The organism is Lysinibacillus pakistanensis, from assembly GCF_030123245.1.
Taxonomy (GTDB): domain Bacteria; phylum Bacillota; class Bacilli; order Bacillales_A; family Planococcaceae; genus Lysinibacillus; species Lysinibacillus pakistanensis.
The window spans coordinates 1,789,553-1,814,435 of record NZ_CP126101.1; the positions used below are offsets into that span (position 1 = coordinate 1,789,553).

Genomic DNA, 24,883 nt, shown 5'->3' on the forward strand with positions numbered 1-24,883 from the left:
TTTGGTTTTTTTGGAAATCCTGGGCTAAAATTATGTTGTTAGAGGATGTTTATTAGGAGGAATCAAATAATGACTAAATTTGATAAAATAAAGGAAAAAATTATTGTATTGATTAAGTGAGAGTAGGCAAGAGTATTTGGAATGCCTCTATCAAAAAATATAGGTTGTTTTTGAGGGTTCGTCATTATTGAAATAAAGCTTTCTATTGATTTGTCTAACATTAAATCACGATATTTTTTTACATTTTTCCAGCGATTTCACATAATAAAAGAATCGCCAGTTTTTCCTCTTAAAAGACGTTGCGCGGTGCCCCACGTGAACTAAACTATGGTGCGATGATTCAATCACTGATTATTCGCATTGTCGAACGCATTCCTACAATCAAGGATTTAATAAACGTTTGGTCCATGATCCTTTATTCCGCTTAGATTGTGGTTTTCTTGTTTCGGATGTTGTGCCTTCTGAAGCGTCTTATTCGCGTATGATTGATGTCATTAGTCAATCTGATGTACTTGATGTGATGCAAGATACATTAATACAAATAGCTTTTAGAGAAGGATTTCTTGATGATGAGCATCTCGCGATTGATGCCACACATTTCGAATCACGCGATGCGGTGAAACCTACTGAGAAAAAAGAGCCTGCACCACCCAAAAAACGTGGACGAAAATCAAAAGAAGAACGGGAGGATTGGCTTGCGAAACAAGTAGAAATCGAAGCCAATCAGTCGACTTATGAAAAAGAAATCAAGGACCAACTCGATACGCCAATGGTGACATTGTGGCAAGATGCACCCATCGAACCGAATTGGGGCATCAAAAAGAACAGTGACGGCAAAACTACATTTTGGTTTGGCTTTAAAGGGCATCTCGCTGTGACAACCAAGAGTCAATATATCATTGGACGCCTCATGACATCTGCCAATTTGTCAGATAGTAAAGCCGCAATTCCTCTTTTAAAAAAAGTAGAAGACCAATTTCCAAAGCATTTCACAACCGCTATATTGGATGCAGGGTATGATTTTGAGCCCATCTACTGTCAATTACACGCGTATCAAATGCGTGCAGTGATTCCCTATAATATCCGCAATGAAGGCGAGTATCTTGGATTTGATGAGCATTTTAGACCGACATGTGTACGTGAACACAGCTACTGTTACGACAGCTTTGATGAAAAATATCAAACACTAAAGTTTACAAGACCAAAGGAATGTGCAAGTTGTCCGTTACGTGATGATTCTCTCTGTCAGAGGTTTTCAAAATAAAATGCGACATGGATTTACGAAAATTCACCTATCCAGCACGTGGCTCTGAACGTTGGAAACAACTTTATAAGGAACGCACCGCTGTAGAGCGTGTAAATGCCTATTTAAAACAATATTTTCAGTTAAACAATGTCCGTCAAAGAACAGGAAGAAAAGCGAAACTTCATTTCAACCTAGTGACGTTTATTTATAATGCCTGCAAGTTGGCAGTAGATCGTAAATGCGTTATTACAGACACAAATTCAAGCAGCATAATTTTAAAAAACGTAAGTTTTCTTAATAGGAACAGTCTGAGCTCTTGGAAAATATGATTTATGAAATTGATTCAAGTATCAGAAATGAAATTAAATTTTCTATCTTCAACTGCTGGTGCTTTACTTCAAGAAAGATAAATATATCTGATATAAAACTAATAGAAAGAATTTAATAAGAACCTAACTTTTTTTATGGAATGAATCACTAATGAGCAGGAATATTGAGGAAGAAGAGGGGGAGTTTCTGATAGAATTAAAATTATATTAAAAGTTTTGAAATTTAGAGAGGGATGTTACTTGAAAAGAAGCGTATTATATATTGAAGATAATGAGAAAATAGGCAGTTGGGTAAAAGAAGAATTGGAACAGCGAGGGTTTTCAGTTCAATGGCTGCTTTCAGGTGAAGGAGCCGAAAGAGAAGTAAATCAGCATGAATTAGTTATTTTGGATATCATGCTACCCGGGTTAGACGGATTTACTGTGGGAAAACGATTAAAGAAGGCAGCTCCTGCCGTTCCTATATTGCTGTTATCTGCTCGAACATCGATAGAAGATAAAGTAGATGGTTTAAAATTTGCTGATGACTATTTAACGAAACCCTTCCATACTGATGAATTAGTTGCAAGATTAGAAGTATTAATCCGTCGAAGTGGTGGAACACATTCCGAGCGCATTTCATTAGGAAATGATATTGAAGTAGATCCAGAAGTTCAAATGGTATACGACAAACGCACAGGTGAAGAAATTATATTAACAGGGAAACAACATCAAATATTAATGTACTTCTTACGCCATCCTAATCAGGTTTTACCCAAAGAACAAATCTATGAAGCCATTTGGCAAGAAGCTTATATTACTGGGGATAAAACAATAATGGTGCATATCCATCGATTGCGTCAAAAGTTGGAACGTCATCCAGATTCCCCAGGAATTATTGAAACGTTGAAGGGAATAGGCTATCGGGTGAAACTATGAAACAGAATAGATCATTATTTAGTCGTTTTCTAAAAGTGCATTTTCTATTTATCTTTTTTCCTCTTCTTGTGCTTATTTTCTTCACTGCGTTCGTTCCTGATAGCAATGAAAAAGAAATGAATATGTTAAATCTGTTTTACTTTACCGTACTTTTGTTTGGTTTTATTATTGTCGCATTTGTTGTAATATCTTGGCTGTTCTTCATGAGACTTCGTAAACGTCTCACCGGCTTACAGGAAGTCATGTCATTTTCAGCTAATAATAATTCATTTCCTGAACCAATATCTGTTCAAACGGATCGTATGGATGAAATAGACCAGTTAGGAAGTTCTTTTAATTGGATGATTCAGCAGCTTGAAGGCAGTCGCAAGCGAGAATATGAAGAGGAATTATTACGCCATCGACTCATTGCGAATTTATCTCACGACTTACGAACGCCACTTACCATTTTGAGAGGACTTATCACCAGATTAAATAAAGAATCCATGAGTTTTGAAGGGCAAGACTCATTAGCAGAGATGAACCATACGATTACAAGAGTCGGAGATCTAATGGATGATTTACTTTCCTATACATTGCTTTCATCAGGGAAACATCCTTTTCATCCCACTTCAACAGATATTGTACGATTAGTAAGAGCATCTGTCGCTGAGTGGTATCCTGCATTTGAAGACAAAGAAATTCAGTTAGATGTTGATTTACCGACAGAGAATACTTTTTATTGGGAAGCAGATCCTAAATGGATGACACGGGTTCTGGATAATTTATTTCAGAATATTCTTCGCCATGCAGCAGAGGGAAAATATACAAACATTGTGGTTGATCTAGAAAAAGAACTGATCATTGTTGCAGACAGAGGTCCAGGTATGGATAACTCTTCCTATGAGGGTGGGGCGGGGATTGGTTTATCGGCTTCAAATTATATGTTGAAAAAAATGAAGCTGAAAGCTGACTTTACATCAAATGAAAATGGCACAAGAGTAGCTATTGGTAGAGCTTAACCTAAAGTTAACCCAGAAGTAAACAGCAAGATAACCGAGATTTAACTTTGCTTTTTTATAATTAGAACCATAACGGAAAGGGAGTGTTGTGGTTGCTTACGATTAATAACTTAGTCAAACATCGCGGAACTCAAGAAATCTTATCAGGTATCAGCTTTAAAGCTAGACCAGGTAGAGTAACCGGTTTTTTAGGTCCGAATGGGGCAGGTAAAAGTTCTACACTTCGCATCCTGCTTGGATTAGATCGTGCCACCTCAGGGAGTGCACTAATTAATGGAAAGCCATTCGCAGAATTACATAATCCTCTAGTAACAGTAGGTGCCGCACTTGATGGATTTGGAGCTCATCGTATGCGAACAGGACGAGCACATCTGCGTTGGATTGCTCGTGCCTCAGGATTATCTCGCTCACGTGTCGAGGAAGTTCTGGAAATAGTAGGTCTTACGAATGTAGCTGGTAAAAGAATTGGAAATTATTCCTTAGGTATGGGAAGAAGACTTGGAATGGCAGCTGCACTACTTGGTGATCCAAAAATATTGGTTTTAGATGAACCTGTAAACGGGCTCGACCCAGAAGGAATTCGTTGGATTCGGACATTTTTACGTGAACGCGCTGAGTCTGGAAACACGGTGTTACTATCCAGTCATCTAATGGGAGAGCTTGAAGAGACTGTTGATGATGTGGTGATTATTAATCATGGAAAAATCGTTGCAAATGGAACATTGAAAGAAGTAATAGGTAATCATTCCACGCTGGAGGAAGCTTTTTTTGCCCTGACATCTAAAAATGCAGGTGATGTTGTATGAGAGCATTTAACGCGGAACTATCTAAATTGTTCTCCCTGCCGGGTATTTGGCTTGCCTTTCTTATTGGAGCATTTGCCCCAGCGGTCATTGCTGCCTTGGACAGTACAGCACAAAAAGAGAAGATTATAGCTGGAGTTAGCACACGTCTATCGGAAGTTGGCTATATTGGTTTAGGTCTTGGTGTACAAGGTGTCATTATTCTTGGTGTGCTTGCTGTCAGCAGTGAGTATTTGACAGAGAGCAGTGAATCTGGTGGAGGGAATCAGATTACAACGAGTTTAACTGTTGTATCATCCCGTTTCCACTTTTTGCTGGCAAAAGCAAGTGCAGTGACAGTGATCAGCATACTGCTTTCCATTGTTGCTATTCTAACAACTGTGTCAGCGACAAATCTTATTCTTGGTGAATACGCCCCTGCATTTGAAGCATCTAGACTGATCGGCGCGGTTTGTTACTGGATATTTACTGCTCTTTTAGCATTTGGGATTACGGTTCTAACTAAGAATGGCATTATCCCGCTTTCTGTGCTCATGATAAACTCATCAGTTGTGACAGTCTCTTACCTCCTTGCTAAGGTTACAAAATTAGCGTTTTACTTACCAGATAAGGCTGGCGTTGATATGTTTATGTTTACGAGCGACAGTTTTCACACCCCATTCACAGGTGGTTTAATCATGTTTGCTTGGGTAGCTGTTCTTTTCATTGTCGCAGCCATTGTATTCCATAGGAGGGACGTTACATCATGAGTGTCTCTTCTAGTAGAAAGATAACACTTATCCTCGGTGCTGAACTGGAAAAATTAGTTACATTACCATTGGTATGGCTCACTCTTATGGGGACATTCATTCTAAATTTAGTTTTAGCAGCAGCTTTTACTTCTGCTGGTCTACAAGGGGCAGCAGGAACGCAAAGTATACTGAAAATAGGACTTGCTTCTATGGGATATCTGCAAGCAGGGTTCATTATTCTAGGTATCTTAGCTACTTGTTCAGAGTATACGGGTGGACAGATTCGAACTACTTTAACTACGATCCCTTGGCGAGGGTTTCAACTATCCACGAAGCTATTATCTTTGGCAATTGTAACCATTCCTATGGCGTTTTTTATTGCTGCATCAGGTGTACTTTATGCTTTTATTATGATGAGAGACACAGCATTAGTGATTGAAATAGACGCTATGATAAAAACTTTAGTAGGTGCAACCGGCTATCTAACATTAACCACCCTTCTCAGTGCAGCTATAGGCGTTCTACTCAGACGAACCACCCCTGCTTTAGTGGTACTGCTTGGTCATTATTTCATTGTCAGTCCATTATTGATAGATTTTTCACCCAGTATTAAAAATTATTTTCCGGATACGGCAGGATATTATATGTATATGCCGCCTTCCTCTGATGAAATAAATGTCCTTACACCAATGCAAGGGACAGGTGTTTCAATGTTATGGACACTGATCTTTATTACAGTAGCTATTGTATTTTACCGTAAGCGAGATGCCTAAGTTTAGGTTTCACCATTTATACAAAATAAGGAAATTGATTTATAGAGATGGAGAAAGAATCATTCCTTCATTACCTGTTGTTGAGTAATAATATAGTTCTTTAATTATAAATATAGTTGTTTAAAAACTTTAATTTACTTGTTCAATTAAAGTGTCTCTGTTCTTGGATCTAAGTCAAGATTACGGACACACAAAAGTTAAGTTTTTGTTTTGTGGCAACCACCATTTATGGAGTGTTCCACATCCCGTGTAGCCAGTCAAAGTGAAAAGAGCCTTTGACAGACTACACGGGATGTAGAGCGAGAAATCCATGGAGGTTGCGCCCAAAAATATGAAGGGAAAGATTGCTTGAACCCCAAAGTTTTACGCTACAGCTCGACACATATTTTCGCATTCATCAGGCGTTAAAAAGCCTATAGCACCGTGAATTCGTTTGCGATTGTACCAACCTTCAATGTATTGAAATAGTGCAATTCTAGCTGTTTCATAATTTTCATAGCGCGTTCGATAGACTTCTTCTTTTTTCAATGTTGCATGAAAAGATTCGATACAAGCGTTATCGTATGGGCAACCCTTACGGCTGAACGACGGAATCATTTCGTGCTTTTTTAGTTTTTCTTGGAATGTTTCACTCGTATATTGCGTACCTAAATCGGTATGGATGATCAATCCTGAGGCTGGATTTTGTGCTTGTACAGCGTGATCCAATGCCTCAACAACCAGATCTACGGTCATTTTTCGACCGAATTTATACCCTACAATTTTCTTCGAATGTAAATCAAGAACCGACGCCAAGTAGCACCATCCATCACGAATCGTATGGATATACGTAATATCAGCTACCCATTTTTCATTAATCGTCGTTGTTTGAAAATCTTGTTCGAGTACGTTTTCACGTTCTTCCACGGGCTTTTGTGTTGGCGTCGGACGGTACTTTTTTGTGATGTTCGAGCGAATGCCAGCTTTTTTCATGAGTCGTTGTACGCGTTTGATACTAACTTTCACGCCTTCTTTGAGTAATTGTGCATGTATTTTCGGCGCACCGTATCGACCATCACTATTTTTGTGAATGGCACAAATACGCTCCGTAATTTTTTTGTTTTCAACTTCATAGACACTAGGTTTCTTGTGGAAAGACTGATAATACGTACTTTTGGGTACCTTTAAAACGCGACACATTAATTGAATAGGATAATGTTCGCTTTCGTTTTCAATATGGTCAATGAGTTCTTGTTCTGTTACTTTTTCGCGAATATGGTCATAGCCTTTTTTAAAATTTCAATCTCCTGATTTAACCGAAGATTTTCTTTTTGAATCGAAGAAACTTCCGCTGCAGTTAATTCTTCTGCACCTTCGATAGGAGAATGTAACTTAATCCATTTATAAATAGTTACTTCAGAAACACCATATTCGCTAGACAGTTGACTGACCGATGTACCAGAGTGATAAAGATCTACTACAGTTTGTTTAAATTCTTGATTGTATCGTTTTTGACTCATAAAACAGACACGTCCTCTCTTGGTTATAATAATACTTACTTAACCAGGATGTGTCCATGACTCCATTCTACATTCATCTTATTAAGCTAATGGAGGCTTTAGTTCAATAAGAATTAAACAACTTTATTAACGCTATACATCAGAAAAATGTAGATTTACAACGTTAAGCACTTAATGTTACCAAACGAAGCTTTGGGAACTTTTTTAGAAATTATTTGACTGATATAGAAACAAAAAAGGAATAATGTTACAATCTGTAGGATTATATTAATATATGAGGTGTTTCTTATGAAATTATTACTTTACTTTTTTTACACTATTGCAGTTCTTGCTATTATCACTTTTACTTATGATTTAGTTAAGTTAGGCACTTTTGATTGGTCTTCTCTTGCAATAACATTTTGTATGATTGGGGTAGCAACGGGATTAAAAAAGAACACTAAAAACATTCAATCTAAAGTTGGATAAAATAAACAATCAATGCTTTAAAAGAAGAAGCACAACAGCGAGTAAAACCTACATCGAGTTCGATTGATACGTTTATTTAAGCTATACAATCACATAAAAATAACGTCCCAAACAAAAGTTTGGAAACACACCAAAAAGGCACGAGTGTTGTTAAATCAACGTTCGTGCCTTTTTACGAGGACTATTGTTTATACAGCTTTTTATGCAAAGCTATATAAACATAGCTACGATATAGGACTTTTCGAGATTTTTCAGAGTGTGTTATCTGAATAAAAACCTGAATATAGAGCAATTTATTAAGCTGTATAACTGCATTTTTTTACCGTTCCTATACTTCATTACAGGAGCTATAGTTGAAAAACAATCTTCCTTAATCGGGCGCTTTTCTTTCTTCATCTAAAGGACCATTTAGTTGTATAAGAGCATTTGACATATATTGTGAAGCCTGTGCATACTGACTTGGTTGAGATATTCGAGTCCCATTCCATCATGGTGCTATGATGGAATGGCTTTGGTAATTAATGTTTGATTTGATCGATAATGTCGAATAAAGCTTCGTTGAATAGCTCCTTCTGATCAAGCATCGTCACATGTCCAGCATTTGGTATGGAGTAAAATTGTTTCATTGGCGCCTTGAGTTGATCAAAGTATGTGCGAGCGAGAGAATAAGGAGTTTGCCAGTCATCCTCGCCATGGATATAGAATACTGGAACTTGATAGTCTGAAGTTACCATGTTCAGATCATAGGATTTAAACAAAAATTCCAAAATAGCACGCTGTTTTATTTCTAGTACATCGCTCATAAACATGTATTTAATATCTTTGAACGAATAAAATGGAGAAGATAGTACGCTAATAACTAGTTGAAGTGATGGTTGCATCGCAAGCTTATACTTACCTTGCAACTTACGAAGTTTCATAAGCTTCTTGACCATGGCATCACTAAAATGGTGCTCGGGATAAGGACTTAAAGCCTGTAAGGTGCTAATATCTTTCTGATTTTTTACTTGTCTGCTGCATTCCAATGCTTTCTCGTAGCCAATTCGTTCGTTTTCAAACATATTTACAACTTGTTCAACTCCAATATAGGCTTGAACCATCTGCGGATATTGCATGGTGAATAGACTACCTATGATAGAACCCCATGAATGACCAAGCAGAAGGATTCGCTCTTTGTTATATTTCTTTTGTAAATAGCTTACAACTTCATATGTATCCAGTAACGCTTGTTCAATCGTTGTTGTTGGCGTGACTTTCTGTGGATCATTCGCTAAGAAGGTTTTACCGCTGTTTCGTTGTTCCCAGTGGACAACGGTTACTTTATCTTCCCAAGGAAACTGAAAATCTTGGGCAAAAGGAAGCATCGGACTGCCAGGCCCCAATGCAGGAATAAGAGGACGGGGTGATCCTTATTTTCACCACGATGATATAAAAACTGCTGTATTCCACTGATCGTCACATACTCGCCCTTATCTATTCCGTTTGGTGTATGGATATGACAAGCTCTTGCACGCTTCTTTGTATAGAGAAACCAATAAATCGCCATACTGATGCTGGCAATAGCCGCTATGAAAATAATCAAAGAGTGATTCATATGAATGCCTCCTCTAGTTATTTTTGGTTGAATTTTGCTTGCACTTGTTTAGATATTCTGCAATTGCTTCTACAAGAATGCTTAATGCTTGTGTCCTTCCTTGTTCACCGTATTGGTTTTGATTTGAGGCGATAAAATGTAAGCCATCCATTAAATTCGCAAGTACGCTATAATCACATTGAGCATCCTCTATTCCCAAGCCATTCATTGTACTCTGAAAATTAGTTTTGGATTTATCCTGTTCCTTTTTGTTAAGAGGATCTGGAAGCTTGCGCAGCAAATATTCTAGGTCCGATGGCTGAACATAGAGTGCAAGACTATCTGGCGCCAAGTAAATTTCACGAAGTGCATGCGTAATCTTGTCCTTAAAATGTCCCGAGCTAGCTCCGATTTCAAGAACTCGGTCAAGTAAAGCTTGCTCATTTTGCTTTATAATGTGGTAGAGAAATTCTTCCTTGGAAGGATAATAGGTATAGAAGGAACCCTTGGCTATTTGCACAGCTGCTGTAATATCGTCAACCGTAACTCGCTTCATGCCTTTCTTACGAATGAGCTCTATCCCTTTGATATACATTGCATTTTTGATATGCTCCTTCTCCTGCTCACTTATGATCTTAGGCATACGTTCTTCTCCTTTGATGACTATTTATAATAAATTTAGTCAATATAAATGTAATAAGACTAGACGCTGGTAAGAGTCATGGTTATAGCATAAAAATAGTTGAATTAAAACTCGGAATATTTTATCCAAATTAGATACGCTGCACTATATGAGCACTTAAAGGAGATTAATTTCTTTGTTAAGGATGAGAAGGATAATGTGTAATAAAAGAGGGGGTTCTTCTTCAATTAACGGGCGCTTTAATGGAGCAACGAAAAAAGCCAAATTTCTCAATTTTAATACTGAGAAATTTGCTTTTTAATATTGGAATTTCCTTAACGTTGTAAATATACGGTTCCTGACACCAATGCTAGGAGCTGAAAAAAGCATTAACAAGAAAGGATAAATCCTTATCGTTAATGCCTTTTATTTTCACTTAGCTTAAATGAATCTTTTATAAGCATTCATTGTCGAAGTATATTGGAATACTTTAGGGTTGACTAGTCCCTCACGTAAATCCATCAGGTTTATTAGCTTCTACAATATTTGCAGCAACTTCACCAAGCGATTTTAAAGTAGCATTTGTGCCTTGTACTACAACTTTACCTTCTAGCACTTGAATGAATAACGTGTTTAGTGATTTACCTTTGTTACTCTCGATATTGATATATATTCGATGAATTTCAGTGTTTTTTTTCTATTCTTTGAACGTTACGACAACACGCTTCATTATCTGTGATGAAGTGCTGATTTTTGCGTTTCAAGGATGGCTAACAGGTAGTTAAGTTTTTAATATGAACATTCAAAAATTGGAACTTATAGGAACAATAATCGTATTAATTTGAAAGGAATAAATAAAAACTAGTGATTTAAGGGGTGGAGTAATGAACTACATACAAACAATTCGTAAGTTAATTGGAAATGAAATGCTAATGACTATTGGTTGTGGAATTATTATTGAACAAGAGAATCAAATTTTACTTCAACATCGAAAAGATCGGGATGTTTGGGGTATCCCAGGCGGTGTTATGGAGCCTGGAGAAACTTTTCTTGAAACTGCTGTGCGCGAAACATTTGAAGAGACAGGATTGATAGTTGAACAATTAAAGTTGTTTGGCCTTTATTCAGGAGAAGAAGGATTTGCAGAATATCCGAATGGAGATAAGGTTTTCAGCATCCAGATCATTTTCCATTCAAGTTGTTTTTCAGGAGAATTAATTCATGAAACAGAAGAAAGTCACGAACATAGATTCTTTACTCGCAATGACCTACCTCATTTGAACACACATCAAAAGCGATTCATTCAGGATTGGGTAAACCAAGTGACTTTGCCCATAATAAAGTAATCTGACGGAGTGAGAACATCAAAAAGGGTAGAGATAACAATCTTTTTCATAAACAACTAACAGGTCCTTTAATTGAGGAAAATGAGTTACATATGAAGCTCTTTTTTCTCAACTGTCTAGCGAATATGGCGTTTCTGAAGTAACTATTTATAAATGAATTAAGTTACATTCTCCAATCGAAGGTACAGAAGAATTAACTGCAGCGGAAGTTTCTTCGATCCAAAAAGAAAATCTTTGGTTAAAGCAGGAGATTGAAATCTTAAAAAAGGCTATGACCATATTCGCGAAAAAGTAACAGAACAAGAACTGATTGACCATATTGAAAATGAAAGCAATACGCTTCGGCACTCATGATAATATCGGATCATCAGGTCCAATCCATTTACCACCAGATGAGATGCATATAAGTGCCACCTGGCTATCACTTCATTTATCAGAGCAGTGGTCAGAGGCAGAATTGACCGAGGTAATGATTGGAATAGCCTACGCAATGAATGCCTATATACCTCTGTCTATTCAATGTGATAGCAGTGATGTAGCAGTCGTGCCACAAGTTAAAGCATCCCATAATAAGCTACCAACATTTTTTGTTTATGATAAGTATCCTGGAGGAATCGGATTAAGTGAAAAGGTCTATGAATTATAGGAGGACTTATTAACAAAAACGCAGCACCATGTTATAAACTGTCCTTGTGAAGCTGGTTGCCCGTCTTGTATTGCCCCAAAAGGCAGTAAAATCAATTAAAGTATAGCTTTTTTTGACAATTTTTTTATTAAACTAACAAAAATACTTGCAACATCTATTGTAGTACTGTATAGTACTAATCATGACAAAGGTAAAATTAATGAATCAAAAACGTGTGATTGAAGTAGCTGCAACATTATTTTTAGAAAAAGGGTTTGCTTATACAAGCATGGATGAATTAGTTCGTGTAAGCAAAGTTTCAAAGTCTAATGTGTATTATCACTTCTCTAATAAAGAAGAATTGTTGGAAGGGGTCGTTGATTATTGGATTGAAATGTATCAATCTGCAATAGATGACTTACTATCTCAAAATCAATTATTAGTTGAAGATCGTATCCAACTGTTTTTAAAGCAAATATCACAAGGAGTTCAGACGAGAGAATATAAGGGGAGCTGTCCATTTATTACGCTTTATATTCAAAGTCCTACAAATGCCACTAAAGTAAAAGAAAAAATAGGTCTTTTTTTTAAAGGCTTACAAACGAAAGTTTCTCTATTCCTTAAACAAGGGGTAGAGAATGGTGAATTTAGAAAGACAATAAATATTGACGAGGTTGCATCTCTTTTTATTACAAATCTTGAGGGAGCGCTATTTATTTCAGAAACACTGGAGGATGCAACTGTAATCATGAAAACAGCAGATCATTTGTTTAACTTGCTTCGATAAAAGAAGCATTTTTTTTACATCAAATTAGTACTGCATAGTACTACTAGGAGGATTTTTATGAGAACAGTATTTTTAACGGGTGGAACAGGTTTTATTGGAAAGCAATTAGTGAATGAATTAGCCAAAGAGGATGTGAACATTCTTCTTTTAGTGAGGTCGAAAAGTAAAGCAACACACATTTTTCAGGAAAGAGGCATCTTAAAAGAGGAAAATATGCACTTTATTGAAGGTGATTTAACGAAAATAGACTTAGGTCTAAGTGCTGAAGATAAGGAGTTGGTATTGAAAACGGATGTGATTATTCACGCAGGAGGCTCCATGGATATTCAAGCGACAAACAAAGAGGCAACTTCTGTATTTTTGAATGGCGCCAAACATATTAATGAATTCGCTAAAAGTATTCATCAATTGAAGGGCTTGCAGCAATTTATTCATGTTGTAGGCTATATGAGTCCCTTTGATGATAATAATAGCAAGGTTGCGATAGATGTATTTAAAGAAGGAAACAAATTTTTAAAAATAAAAAATCCATATGAGAAAACAAAATTTTTAGCAGATCTTTATATCCGTCAACAGGCATCAGCAGTAGGTTATCCGCTGTCTGTCATTAATCCGCCAACTGTGGTCGGTAGTAGTAAAACAGGGAGTACAGAGCAGATAGCAGGATTAGGTTTGCTTGTGACAAGTATGCGAAGAGGGCTCATGCCAGTGATTCCTGGAGGTAAGGGATATAGGTTGCCACTGATTTCAAACGATGAGTTTGCGAAGTTTATTGTGCAGGTTTTCAAATTGGAGCAGCCGGCTATTCAAACATATACACTTGTTGATGACAAAGAGAACGATCCGAACATTGCTGAATTATTAAGTGTTATGTCGGAAAGTATGAATATGAGGGCACCAAAAATCTCTGTTCCAATGCCGCTTATGAAAACAATAATGAAAAGTGGAGTAAGTAAAGTAACAAACATTCCTTCTGATGGACTGAATTTTATAACAAAACGAACATTTTCAAATGGTTCGGTGAAAAACATGAGGGGGGGAGATTGGTTTAAGAAGATGAGTGTCATGAACTTTTTCCCTGCCGTAGTAGCTGATCTGGATTATCGATTGATGTATCAAAATGGTGAGCATCATCATTTATTTGAGCGAACATTATGCGACAACAATACCCTTTACCAATTACAAGGAGAGGGGAAACCGTTTATTTTATTACATGGTTTATTGAGTGATGGAGAGGATTTATTTCCTTTAGCGCAAGAGCTTCATGAAAAAACGGGTCAACCTGTATGGATTTTGGATCTTCCAGGTTTGGGACGTTCTCCTTTTAAACGAGAGAAAAATCTTTTAAATATCTATTTGAATGTATTGAAAAAGTTATTGGAGAAAGCTACTAATGGAGCCCATCTAATTGGCCATTCATTTGGTGCGTATATTCTATTGGAAGCATTAGTACAGAGGTACATAGATAAGAAGTATACAATTACTTTACTTCAGCCACCTATTGCTAAAAAAAATGCTAAATCCATAAATGTTCCTCAATTTATGAACAAATGGACATTGAAATTGGCAACTACTAATCTGATAGAGCGATATTTATTAAGTAATGGTTTATTTGAAAGTATAGAGAGCATCCCTGAACATTATATTGAAAAAATAAGTAAAAGTTTTACTTCTCCTAGAATTTTAAATACTACCGTTCAGCTTAACAGTTTACTATCGAAAAACGTTCAAGGTGATTTCAATGAAGTAACAAAGTATAATCTTCACATTATTTGGGGGGATTATGACAGAGGCTATTCTGCTCCTTCGCATCTGGGTAAGGTTGATTTTGTTCCATATGGTCATCATTTTCCTCTTAACCATCCGAGTGAAACGGCTAATTTGGTAATAAAAAATAGTAGTACTAGCAGATGAGATTGTGGGATAAATAAAAACCGTGTAGTAAAAGTATCCTGAAATAGTAAAATGCGAATTGAACAAAGTATTGCTCTTTACGCATGGCATGTAATCACCTTGTGAAGAAAGATACTTAAACTCCCATGAACAGGATATGGGATATTATAGATAAATTTAGCTGTAATTGTTCTTCTTTTGAATTTCCGCTTAATGTTCGTACGTCCATTTTAAACTGTGTTGTGTAAGTTGTATAGGATTTTTCAAAAGCAGATAAGCCATGGTATTCAAATTGTTTAATCCAGTTAGAAACAACAGAACAATAGGTACCTATAGATTTTGCGATTTCTCCTATACTCTCAGAACTATTTTGATATCTCGTAATGGTCTCAAGTTTTTGGTCATTTGTAAATTTTGTCATGAAAAAATTGCACCCCAATTGTTAGATGTGTCTAACAATTGGGGTGCAGTTCATAAATCCTTTTTCCAAAAACGCTTTTTTATTTGGTTCCATATGATAGCAGTGATGTAGAGTCGTGTCACAAGTTAAAGCATCCCATAATAAGCTGCCAACGTTTTTTGTTTATGATAAGTATCCTGGAGGAATCGGATTAAGTGAAAAGGTCTATGATTTATGGGAGGATTTATTAACAAAAACGCAGCACCATGTTATAAACTGTCCTTATGAAGCTGGCTGCCCATCTTGTATTGGTCCACAAGACTCTACGATGAATGTAAAAGTAAAGTCGTCAAGTTACTTCAACTAATTAAATTATCATTATTAATTAAGTTAGAGGGTGAGAGGATATAGACTAAATCCTCATGAATGTATCATCTTATTATTGAAGAAATATCCTGAATGAACGTGATAGGCAAATTATTAATGGTACACTGGTAATAGAAATACATCAAATTTTTCAATGAAGTAGTTTGGATGTTAAATTTAACTGTACTTTCTTGAAAAAGTAAAAAACTTGTAAAATGATGCTAATGATTTGACATCAACCGGTTGAAACATTAGTACAAGAATATCGATATAAAGAACTTGGAGTGGTTATGTTTAGTTACCAAAGTAGTTTACATTAACGAACGCCTGAAGTAGAAATCCTAAACAGACCAGTACTACCAGAGTTAGATGGAGTAGAGGTAGATAAAATGAACATTAATCAAGTGACAAAAGAAAAGCTCGAAAAAACAATTGAACGCATGCAAAAGGCACTAGAATACAATGACCCAGAATATATGAGTGAATTGGTTCACGACCTTACCGAATTTGCGTATTTCTCAGGTTATAAAGAAGCGAAGAGTAGTCAACTCAACCAACCTACTAAGAAACCAGATTTAAATAAGTACACAGAAATTTCTCCTAAGATTATTGATGCAAAAATCTCAAATCTCGTTTTTAATATGGGTGTCCCTTCGCACATAAAAGGTCATAAATATCTAATTGATGCTGTTGCACTAACGTATGAGAATCCTACGCTTATTGCTAAAGAAAAGAAAGATTTGTATCCCTATATTGCTAAAAGGTACAATACCACCGCTAGTAGAGTCGAGCGAGCTATTCGTCATGCAATTGAAATTAGTTGGAGTAGAGGAAGCCTTGAATCAATTCTTGAATATCCGGAAACTAAGACAACAATTAAACCTACAAATAGCGAGTATATTAATTACCTAGCTAATATTATTCGTATCAATAACGAATAACCTACATCAAACAATTCAACTGAACACCTAGATGGAATTTTAGATAGTAACTAACAAGCAGTATTTGGGTTATTTTTAAGTGACTATTCTTAGTATGAATTTTATTAGGTAGGGAAAGTTTCTGGTATGATAAAAACAAACTCTTTAATAGCTGGAATAGGAGTGACCATTTTATTGGCAATATATGTTAAGGTGAAAAATTTTGATTTTGTTGGATCTTTTACATATTTATAAGACTAAGAATTTATGTTTTAAAAATGGGAATAAAGCAGAGGAGATACTAATGGAAAAAGAAAAATTACCAAAAGTCGGGGTTGGAGCAGTTATATTAGATGAGAATAACCAGATTTTACTTGTATTACGCAAGAAATCGCCTGAAGCTGGTCATTGGAGTTTACCTGGTGGCAAAGTTGATTATATGGAAACAATAGAAAACGCCGTAATACGTGAGATTAAGGAAGAGCTCGGGATTGACATCAAAATTGAACGATTACTATGTGTGACAAATCATATTGTTCAGTCGGAAGATGTTCATTATGTTGCTCCTACTTTCATTGCGCATATTATTAAAGGTAAAGTACAAAATAAAGAGCCTCATGCTTTAGAAAAAGTACAATGGTTCCCGATAAAGGATGTACCAGAAAACATTACGATTACAACAGACTATGCTCTTAAACAGTTGTAATGAAAAAGGAATTGCTAGGGAGGAATTATGGATACTATATTATTTGATTTAGACGGTACACTGCATGATAGCGAGAAATTGTATATTCAAGCATGCTGTAACTGTTTAGAGGCGATGAGAAAGAGCCAACTTACTGATGAAGAAAAAAATTATTTAATAGGAAAACCGATTACTAGAATTATAGATGAGTGGTTTAGTGGGCAAAAAATAGAGGTACTCGAATCATTCTTCAGACACTACGAAATGGTAAATAATCAAGTTCGAGAATATAATGGTATTTACGAGGTGTTAACTGAATTAAAAGGTAGAGGGACTACATTGGGAATCGTCTCATCAAAGTATAAAAAATATGTTGTCCAGGAACTACACAAAACAAAGCTCTATCCTTTTTTTAATGTTATTGTAGGACTAGATGATTGTAAAGAGCATAAACCACATCCTGAACCGTTGTTAAAAGCAGTTAGAGAGCTACAAGTTGACCTAAAGAATTGTATTTATATTGGAGATCAACCGACAGATATTTTGGCTGCAAAAGCAGCTGGTATTAAAGGTTTTGGAGCACTATGGGGGGAAGGAGAAAAAGAAAAGTTAGAAAGTGCTTTGCCAACTGGTTTATTACAAAAACCAAAAGATATATTAGTCATTAATCGTATTAACAGTGTTTGTTAAAAAATATGACTACAATACTCCTGAGTTATATTACTCAAACAAATAGTGGTAAAAATAAACGTCAGGCACTGATTAAATGTAAGTGCCTGTTTTTTTGTTTCTGTCACAAGTAGTAGATTTTCAGCACTTCAAATTTGAGGAGTGAAATTGACCTAGTTCGAAATTGCGTTCAATAGTTCATGGTGAACCCTCGTTAGAAATTTGCTTCAATCATATTAAAGGCACTTCTCAGTTTATAAGTTTTTATAAAGTGTGTATTACATTTGAGAAATATTCAATGTGTTTCACATTATTTAGAAACAAAAATAATCTCAAATTCCTTATTTTGGTTTTATAATATATACCATACGTAATTCTTGAGCATACGTTATAGCATTCAGCTTAAATTGAACATTTTTTATTATCCTCATGCAAAGAAATAAAACATTAAAATAGCATATCAGAGACAACTTGAATAATTAGTAATAGAAAAATAGCTGGAAGCAAAATTTGTACCCATCTTCCTTTGATATAAGGGACAATTTTTAATCCAATGTGTGAACCAATTATAGAGCCAACAGTAATCGGAATGGCAATACCCCAATTAACAATTCCATAAAAAAAATAAAATATAAACGCACTTATACAACTTGAAAATGTCACAAAGCGGGTCATTTCAGCAGCCTTTACATAATTAAATTGCCTCTTTAAAAAGTATGTGATGTTTAAAAGTGCTGATCCTGGCCCAAACCCACCATCGTATGTTCCTATAAAAAATGGGACGAATAAAGTAGTTAGCTTTTTATTGCCTTCTTGCATAGAAACTAGTTGCTCAGTGTCTGATTGTTCATTTACTAACCCAGTTTTTTTGCTTTTTAAAACAACAAAAAACATAGCAATTAACACAATGCAAGCAATTATATTCATCGTTTGTTCCAATAATCTTGTTGTGAAAAAAGCACCGAATATTCCGCCTAATCCAGCAAATAACATGAGTGGCAGCATTTCTTTGAGTTTAACTTTTCTTTTTAAAACAAGTACCAAAATTGTCGAAAATGAAGATATTCCTGTTGCAAATTTATTAATTGCAACTGTCGCGTGAATAGGTATCCCAACTAATAAAAGGGCAGGTAGTAATACAAATCCTGCTGCTCCAAACATGACACCGATAATAGCAGCAAGTATGCCAATTCCACATAATAAAAGATCATCTGTGGATAACCATTCCAATAATAAGTTTTCCAAACAAAACCCCCCTAACTTCTACATTTAAATTACTGCTATACTAGTAGTAAGACAAATACATTAAAATTGTTTATTCATAAAATAAGGTTATGAATGGGTGGAAATATGAATTTACATACATTACGTATTTTTACAAAAGTCGCAGAGCAAGGGAGCATTACAAATGCAGCAAGCTCACTACATATTAGTCAACCTGCTGTCACTGCTCAGATTCGTAAACTAGAACGGGAAATAGGAGCTAAATTAATTACAGGTAAGGGGAGAGGAATTCAGCTAACCTCTGAAGGGAAATTTCTTTATGAGCAAGGATTACGTTTGTTTCAATTGGAAAACCAAATTGATAATAAATTTAAAACATTTTTAGAGAAAAAGGAGAAAGTACAAATTGCTTCTTCCTATATTTCAACAAATTATATTTTACCGCCAATAATTGCTAGTTATAAACTCGAAAATCCAAATATTGATGTGTATGTATCATTAGGAAATGTACAATCTGTTGAGCAACGTGTGCTTAATTATGAAGTTGATTTTGGCTTTGTTGTTCAAAGTAACATCAATCATGAAGATTTAAGCTTTGAGAAAATTCTCGATATCCCATTCTGGTTCGTTGTTCATCCAATGCATCCTTTAGCAAATAAAGATGTATCGATATTTGAGTTAAGTGAACATGATTTTATTTACAGGGAAAGAGGTAGTTCAACTCTTGATTTGTTAGAGGCTATTTTTTATACCCATAATTGCCCATTACCAAAATTCGGTTTACAAATGCAAGGCTTACTTGAATCGATAAAGGTAGTTGAGGCGGGGTATGGAATGGCACTTGTACCAGCCTGTAGCGTAACGGAAACATTGGCATGTGGAAGGCTTGCTCGGGTCTTTGTGCAGCAAGGCGAAATTAATCAAAGTTTATATATTTGTACAAGAAGAATGGATGAGAGAGAACATCCATTCATTCACTATTTAAAAAATTTTTTAATGAAGTCAGATTCTTAACTTCTGGCTTAGTTTTTTTATTTCTGGAAATTATGCAACGAAGGGATTGAAGGGGGTTACAAGGGTATATAGTGTTTGCTGCCGTTTCTGAGTTTCTTAAGCACTTGCGATAATATTTTTTGAGCGTATGTATATAATTTAAGTGTTTATAATATATACCTAATATACATGTACTATTTATGAGAGAAAATGGTTATGCCTGTTTGAAAATTAATCTTATCTGACAGAGAGATCTTCAATAACGAAGCAGCAGTGACAGGAACACTTGTAACCTTTGTAGATAGACAAACTTCTTTACACAATTATATATTATAGTTTTTTTCTATCATTATCATAGAAATCATGTGATAGACGAATGAATGAGTTCTTTTTACAATGAAGACAAGAAACTCATGCAAAAACAATGAAAAGTGAGTTTTGATTAGTAATAGTGTCAAGAATTTTTCGACTCCAAAAATTTACAAAGTAAAAAAGTAACACAAAACAATGACGAGGTGATTATTTATGCAAAAAGATTTAAGTCAATTCATTAGAAGTACAGCATTTTTGGACAAGGTTGTTTCAGCAGAGGAGGCAGCTTCCTGGATTGAAGATGGAATGAACCTTGGAATGAGTGGATTTACATTATTCGGTGAGCCAAAGGAATTTCCACTTGCACTTTCAAAGCGGGGAAAGAATGAAAACTTCAAAGTCAACTTATATACTGGTGCTTCATTAGGGCCAACTGCTGACCAATCTATGGCAGAGGCAGAGATCATTAACTTACGTGTTCCCTACCAAGGAAACTCTGTCATGCGTGGGAAAATCAACAAAGGTGAGATATACTACATTGACCAGCATTTATCACATACTGCAGAGGAAGTAAGAAAAGGAACATTAGGAAAAATTGACTATGCCATTATCGAAGCAGCTGGAATTACTGAAGAAGGTTATATTATTCCAACTGGATCTGTAGGAAATTCACCAATTTTTATAGAAAAAGCTGAAAACGTTATTATTGAAATTAATACTACGGCACCTAAAGCATACGAAGGTCTTCATGATATCTTTGTACAGAAAGAGCAAGGTGAGCGTAGAGAAATTCCAATTTATAAAGTTTCAGATCGAATTGGAGAAATTGGCATCAAAGTCGATCCAGAAAAAGTAAAAGGTATCGTTTTATCAGAGCAGCCTGATGTTCCTTCACCATTATTTGAACCAAACGAAGAAACACAGCAAATTGCCAATCACTTATTAGACTTCTTAGCCGGTGAAGTAGCAGCAGGAAAATTACCAGAGTCATTAGCTCCGTTGCAATCAGGCGTAGGATCTGTTGCGAATGCTGTTTTAAATGGTATGAAAAATTCTCAATTTAAAGATCTTGAAGTGTTTTCTGAGGTACTACAGGATGGTGTCTTTGATTTAATTGATGCTGGTATCGTTAAATTTGCAGCTGGGACTGCATTTTCCCTTTCGAAAAAGCGTGTTGATTCATTAGCAGAAGATTTAGAGAAATATAAAGATAAAATTATGTTTAGGCCTCAAGAAATTTCGAATAATCCAGAAGTTATTCGTCGTTTAGGCGTGATTTCTTTTAACACGGCAATAGAAGTAGATATTTACGGAAACGTCAATTCAACTCACATTAACGGAACAAAAATTATGAATGGTATTGGTGGATCTGGGGACTTTGCTCGAAACGCTAGAATTACCATCTTTGTAACGTCTTCGCTAGCAAAAGATGGAGCGATTTCAACGATTGTGCCTTTCGTATCGCATATTGACCATACAGAGCATGATGTAGATATAATTGTGACAGAGCAAGGATATGCCGATCTTCGTGGACTTCCACCTGTAAAGAGAGCGGAAAAGCTTATCGAAATCGCACATCCTAAGTATAGACCACAATTACGTGCTTACTTTGAAGAAGCGAAAGAGAAGGTCGGCGGACAAACACCACATATTCTAAAAAAAGCTTTCTCTTTCCATACAAATCTAATAGAAAAAGGAACAATGTTAATGGAAGAGAAAGAAGTAACAAATTAATATTCGGGGTTACATCTATTATTATCAGTGAAATGAATATCCAAAAGAATAATGACTATCAAGTTAAATAGGGAGAAGGGGACTAAAAATGGATGTAAGATACCCAATTGGCAAGCTACAGGTTCCTGAAAAAGTAACATTGTTAAATATACAAGAATGGCTAAAGAAAATTGACACTTATACTACTCGACTTAGAGAAACAGTAGGGGCATTAAATGAAGAGGAATTAAGCAGAACTTATCGTGATGGTGGCTGGACAGTTCGTCAACTTGTTCATCACATTGCAGATTCACAGTTGAACATGTATCAACGTTTGAAGCTAGCTTTAACAGATGAGAATCCAATAGTACCAGCTTTTGATGAAGAAAAGTGGGCGATTCAACCAGATACAATGCTTCCTGTAGAAACCTCAATTAAAATGCTAGAAGGAATAAATGAGCGTATCGTATTTTTAGGAAATAATTTAACTGAAGTTCAATTAGATCGAATTTTTAACCACCAGACAAACGGTAAAATAACAGTTGCAACGAAGATGGCAAAGTTAGCTTGGCACGAAGAGCATCACCTAGCCCACATACAAATCGCATTAACACAGTAATCCAATTTGTATGGGAGTGGCTTAGGTTCAATAAGTAGTATTCGCCTATGTTATTGGTTATTTGATTTTATTGTTTGTGAAGTATCTACCTTTAAAAATTTTACAACCATATTGATAACCCCGTCCTAGATTTGGAGCGGGGTTATACTTTTTCTAATTTGGATATAATTGAGAACGCTTTTATTGTTAATACTGGGGTTTAATATTGTTTTAAATCTCCATCCTCATTTTGTGTTTGTATGGGGAATTCCATAATAACTTCTAAACCTCTTTGATTTTCTTCTTTTGATAGAATAAGCTGGCCATAATGCGCTTGTAAAATCCGTTCCACCATTGGAAGCCCAAGTCCACGACCTTGCTGAACATTCTTCTTTCTTCTTGATGAATAAGGCAATTCGGTTATCTCTTTCAATTGCTCTTGAGGAATTCCTCGTCCATTATCTCTGACAATAAAGTAATATTTAGAAGAATCTTCAGATAGAAAGGTTTCCAGAATGATTCTGCAGCCTTGAGGATTATGATGCACACTATTATTGACAAGATTACTGATTGCCCGAAGTAGTAATTTCTCATCTCCATTGACTTTAATAGCTTCATCAGCTAATTTTAGTTCAATGTCATATCGCACATCCAATCCGTTATTCAAAAAATCTGCTACAACTTGTCTTGCTAAAACTGATAATCTTATATCCTTCAAATGCAACGGTTGCATTTCATATTCTAGCATCGAGACCAAATTCAAGTCGCTTACAAGTGAGCGTAACTTTTCACCCTGCCGCCTAATAATACCAGATTGATGCCTTTGCTCCTTTGGCAAGTCTGAGTTATCCTCCATTTCACTTGCATAGCCCAAGATCATAGAAAGTGGTGTCCTAATATCATGAGAAATCCCGGATATCCAATTGGAGCGTGCTTCATCTCTTGCCTTCAAGGCAATCGTCTTTTTTTGAAGCTTATCTGATGCGGAATTGATGCTTTTTGCCAAATCACCAAATAAGCCTTTAGAATCCAATTGTACTTTTTCCTCTCTAGCAAGATTGTGGACACCCTCTACAAGAGGTTGTATTCTTCTAATCAGACGTGTGCCAATTACAACAGAAATCAATAGAGCAAGTGCCACATTAAAGAATAGCAATAGTACAAGTTTTAGTGGCAAAGAACTTACCCAGTTAGAAAGAAAATCAAATTGATACTTCCAATGGCTTTCCTTAGGATATCCCAGCACAACTAAGCCATCATCGTGCTCCCAAATATAGACAGGATATTTCATAAGATAATAGCGAGAAAACTTTGCTACATCAACAAGATTGTATTGTCGAGGCACATCATTAGGTAGATGATAATCCCATTTCACATGACCATCCTCACCAAGCAACATAACCCATGACTGATTATATTCCAGAAGTTTTACTGCATCCTCATTTAAACTATAGCTGTCGTTTTGCTTGTCCAATCCTAGTGCTACTTGCTTAAGCACACCTTCTGGAGAAGGTTGCTGGTTAATTTCTTTGAACACCAATGTCCCTAGCAGAATGAAATTAAAAATAAGCAAAAATATTGAAATAAAGATGGTTGCGGTGACGAATCGACGTAGTATACGAAATATCCCTTCCACCTAATTTGTCTCCTTCAGTAGTAATTTATATCCTAAGCCCCTAACTGTGAGAAGATGGGTTGGTTTAGAGGGATCTTGCTCAATTTTTTCACGAATCCGTCTCATATGAACCATTAATGTATTTTCGTAACCGTAGCTGTCGTCTCCCCAGACAGCCTGGCATAAGGCATCACTAGTGACAATTTTCCCGTTATTATTGTACAACTTTTGAAGGATTGCATGTTCCTTTGCTGTCAAAGGTATTTCTTCTTGATTTCTTTGTACAACAGCGCTATCTAAATCAATGATTAGATCCTCCAATCGAAAGACAGCTGAATCTTCTGTTACTGGAGAGGAATAGACTCTTTTTAGAATTGCTGTCAGTCGTAAAACCAATTCACGGGGCAGGAAGGGCTTTACAATATAATCATCTGCCCCTAAACCCAGTCCTAGTAATCGGTCTTCATCCTCACCTCGAGCAGAAAGAAAAAGCACTGGTATCTCAGAGAACTGCCTAATAGAGGTTAGAAGTGAGAATCCATCACCATCAGGTAGCATAACATCGAGAATCGCAATATCAGGCTTAACTGTTCGGCAAATCGACAAAGCTGAGGCAAAATCGGCAGCAGTATATATACGAAAAAAGCCCTCTTTTCGTAAAAATTTCTCAATCATTATTATCATTTCCAATTCATCATCTACAATTAATATCTTTTTTTCTTTTAAATTCTCCAATGTGCATCACCTAATTTTAATTATACATATTTAAGGAAA

At 35.9% G+C, this 24,883-nt stretch carries 25 protein-coding genes and 1 pseudogene; 18 read left to right on the top strand and 8 right to left on the bottom strand.

What is annotated here, in order from left to right; all coding sequences use genetic code 11:
• Positions 1-293 precede the first annotated feature (293 nt).
• From QNH24_RS08475 to QNH24_RS08505, 6 genes and pseudogenes are all read left to right on the top strand, one after another.
• Positions 294-1,519 (top strand): annotated as a pseudogene (locus QNH24_RS08475) (transposase); the annotation flags it as partial.
• A gap of 296 nt (positions 1,520-1,815) precedes the next feature.
• Complete coding sequence (locus tag QNH24_RS08485) at positions 1,816-2,493, top strand: response regulator transcription factor (protein ID WP_283871620.1); 678 nt, start codon at positions 1,816-1,818, stop codon at positions 2,491-2,493.
• The gene (locus QNH24_RS08490) at positions 2,490-3,494 is read left to right on the top strand and encodes a sensor histidine kinase (protein WP_283871621.1); all 1,005 of its coding nucleotides are present in this window, start codon (positions 2,490-2,492) and stop codon (positions 3,492-3,494) included. Before QNH24_RS08485 ends, QNH24_RS08490 begins: the two co-directional genes overlap by 4 nt.
• Positions 3,495-3,577: 83 nt before the next feature.
• Complete coding sequence (locus QNH24_RS08495; RefSeq protein WP_430675157.1) at positions 3,578-4,300, top strand: ABC transporter ATP-binding protein; 723 nt, start codon at positions 3,578-3,580, stop codon at positions 4,298-4,300.
• Positions 4,297-5,046, top strand: coding sequence for an ABC transporter permease (locus QNH24_RS08500; RefSeq protein WP_283871623.1), 750 nt, complete (start codon positions 4,297-4,299; stop codon positions 5,044-5,046). Before QNH24_RS08495 ends, QNH24_RS08500 begins: the two co-directional genes overlap by 4 nt.
• Positions 5,043-5,801, top strand: a complete 759-nt coding sequence (locus QNH24_RS08505) for an ABC transporter permease (RefSeq protein WP_283871624.1) — start codon at positions 5,043-5,045, stop codon at positions 5,799-5,801. Before QNH24_RS08500 ends, QNH24_RS08505 begins: the two co-directional genes overlap by 4 nt.
• Before the next feature lie 363 nt (positions 5,802-6,164).
• Here QNH24_RS08505 and QNH24_RS08510 read toward each other — a convergent pair.
• Positions 6,165-7,300 (bottom strand): IS3 family transposase gene (locus QNH24_RS08510; protein ID WP_283871625.1). Its coding sequence is split into 2 segments (ribosomal slippage): positions 6,165-7,075 and positions 7,075-7,300, totalling 1,137 coding nucleotides; the frame shifts between segments, so codons are not numbered across the junction.
• Between the two features lie 288 nt (positions 7,301-7,588).
• Between QNH24_RS08510 and QNH24_RS08515 the strand changes: the two genes are divergently transcribed.
• Positions 7,589-7,768 carry a hypothetical protein gene (locus QNH24_RS08515; protein ID WP_283871626.1) on the top strand — a complete coding sequence of 60 codons (180 nt, stop codon included), beginning with the start codon at positions 7,589-7,591 and terminating at the stop codon, positions 7,766-7,768.
• A 518-nt stretch (positions 7,769-8,286) separates the two neighbouring features.
• Here QNH24_RS08515 and QNH24_RS08520 read toward each other — a convergent pair.
• Genes QNH24_RS08520 through QNH24_RS08530 form a run of 3 tightly spaced genes read right to left on the bottom strand, consistent with a single transcriptional unit; the run spans position 8,287 to position 9,984 of the window.
• Positions 8,287-9,132, bottom strand: coding sequence for an alpha/beta fold hydrolase (locus QNH24_RS08520; RefSeq protein ID WP_283871627.1), 846 nt, complete (start codon positions 9,130-9,132; stop codon positions 8,287-8,289).
• A complete protein-coding gene (locus QNH24_RS08525) occupies positions 9,084-9,362 on the bottom strand; it encodes a hypothetical protein (protein ID WP_283871628.1) in 279 nt (92 codons plus the stop codon). Before QNH24_RS08525 ends, QNH24_RS08520 begins: the two co-directional genes overlap by 49 nt.
• Before the next feature lie 13 nt (positions 9,363-9,375).
• Complete coding sequence (locus QNH24_RS08530; protein ID WP_283871629.1) at positions 9,376-9,984, bottom strand: TetR/AcrR family transcriptional regulator; 609 nt, start codon at positions 9,982-9,984, stop codon at positions 9,376-9,378.
• An 863-nt stretch (positions 9,985-10,847) separates the two neighbouring features.
• Here QNH24_RS08530 and QNH24_RS08535 point away from each other — a divergent pair.
• The 4 genes from QNH24_RS08535 (at position 10,848) to QNH24_RS08550 (ending at position 14,635) form a co-directional block, all read left to right on the top strand.
• Positions 10,848-11,309, top strand: a complete 462-nt coding sequence (locus tag QNH24_RS08535) for an NUDIX hydrolase (protein ID WP_283871630.1) — start codon at positions 10,848-10,850, stop codon at positions 11,307-11,309.
• A 310-nt stretch (positions 11,310-11,619) separates the two neighbouring features.
• A complete protein-coding gene (locus tag QNH24_RS08540; RefSeq protein WP_430675161.1) occupies positions 11,620-11,955 on the top strand; it encodes a Zn-binding domain-containing protein in 336 nt (111 codons plus the stop codon).
• Between the two features lie 199 nt (positions 11,956-12,154).
• Complete coding sequence (locus QNH24_RS08545) at positions 12,155-12,721, top strand: TetR/AcrR family transcriptional regulator (RefSeq protein WP_283872772.1); 567 nt, start codon at positions 12,155-12,157, stop codon at positions 12,719-12,721.
• Between the two features lie 57 nt (positions 12,722-12,778).
• Positions 12,779-14,635: an alpha/beta fold hydrolase gene (locus QNH24_RS08550; protein ID WP_283871631.1), complete on the top strand. Its 1,857-nt coding sequence runs from the start codon at positions 12,779-12,781 to the stop codon at positions 14,633-14,635.
• A gap of 115 nt (positions 14,636-14,750) precedes the next feature.
• On the opposite strand, the gene QNH24_RS08555 is transcribed toward QNH24_RS08550, so the two are convergent.
• The gene (locus QNH24_RS08555) at positions 14,751-15,035 is read right to left on the bottom strand and encodes a transposase (RefSeq protein WP_283871632.1); all 285 of its coding nucleotides are present in this window, start codon (positions 15,033-15,035) and stop codon (positions 14,751-14,753) included.
• Between the two features lie 115 nt (positions 15,036-15,150).
• Between QNH24_RS08555 and QNH24_RS08560 the strand changes: the two genes are divergently transcribed.
• From QNH24_RS08560 to QNH24_RS08575, 4 genes are all read left to right on the top strand, one after another.
• Positions 15,151-15,381 carry a Zn-binding domain-containing protein gene (locus QNH24_RS08560; RefSeq protein ID WP_283871633.1) on the top strand — a complete coding sequence of 77 codons (231 nt, stop codon included), beginning with the start codon at positions 15,151-15,153 and terminating at the stop codon, positions 15,379-15,381.
• Between the two features lie 388 nt (positions 15,382-15,769).
• Complete coding sequence (locus QNH24_RS08565) at positions 15,770-16,321, top strand: sporulation initiation factor Spo0A C-terminal domain-containing protein (RefSeq protein ID WP_283871634.1); 552 nt, start codon at positions 15,770-15,772, stop codon at positions 16,319-16,321.
• 283 nt (positions 16,322-16,604) lie between these two features.
• Positions 16,605-17,006, top strand: a complete 402-nt coding sequence (locus tag QNH24_RS08570) for an NUDIX domain-containing protein (RefSeq protein ID WP_054770348.1) — start codon at positions 16,605-16,607, stop codon at positions 17,004-17,006.
• 27 nt (positions 17,007-17,033) lie between these two features.
• Positions 17,034-17,675, top strand: a complete 642-nt coding sequence (locus QNH24_RS08575; protein ID WP_283871635.1) for an HAD family hydrolase — start codon at positions 17,034-17,036, stop codon at positions 17,673-17,675.
• Between the two features lie 426 nt (positions 17,676-18,101).
• Here QNH24_RS08575 and QNH24_RS08580 read toward each other — a convergent pair whose 3' ends face one another.
• Positions 18,102-18,899 carry a sulfite exporter TauE/SafE family protein gene (locus QNH24_RS08580; protein ID WP_283871636.1) on the bottom strand — a complete coding sequence of 266 codons (798 nt, stop codon included), beginning with the start codon at positions 18,897-18,899 and terminating at the stop codon, positions 18,102-18,104.
• A 105-nt stretch (positions 18,900-19,004) separates the two neighbouring features.
• On the opposite strand from QNH24_RS08580, the gene QNH24_RS08585 reads away from it, so the two are divergent.
• From QNH24_RS08585 to QNH24_RS08595, 3 genes are all read left to right on the top strand, one after another.
• Positions 19,005-19,892: a LysR family transcriptional regulator gene (locus QNH24_RS08585; RefSeq protein WP_283871637.1), complete on the top strand. Its 888-nt coding sequence runs from the start codon at positions 19,005-19,007 to the stop codon at positions 19,890-19,892.
• A gap of 504 nt (positions 19,893-20,396) precedes the next feature.
• On the top strand, positions 20,397-21,917 hold the full coding sequence (gene scpC / locus QNH24_RS08590; protein ID WP_283871638.1) for a succinyl-CoA:acetate CoA-transferase ScpC: 1,521 nt from the start codon (positions 20,397-20,399) through the stop codon (positions 21,915-21,917).
• An 88-nt stretch (positions 21,918-22,005) separates the two neighbouring features.
• Positions 22,006-22,515, top strand: coding sequence for a YfiT family bacillithiol transferase (locus QNH24_RS08595; protein WP_283871639.1), 510 nt, complete (start codon positions 22,006-22,008; stop codon positions 22,513-22,515).
• A gap of 199 nt (positions 22,516-22,714) precedes the next feature.
• Here QNH24_RS08595 and QNH24_RS08600 read toward each other — a convergent pair whose 3' ends face one another.
• Entirely contained in the window at positions 22,715-24,130 is a 1,416-nt protein-coding gene (locus tag QNH24_RS08600; protein WP_283871640.1) for a sensor histidine kinase, read from the bottom strand.
• Entirely contained in the window at positions 24,131-24,844 is a 714-nt protein-coding gene (locus tag QNH24_RS08605; RefSeq protein ID WP_283871641.1) for a response regulator transcription factor, read from the bottom strand. It lies immediately after the preceding gene.
• Between the last annotated feature and the right edge of the window lie 39 nt (positions 24,845-24,883).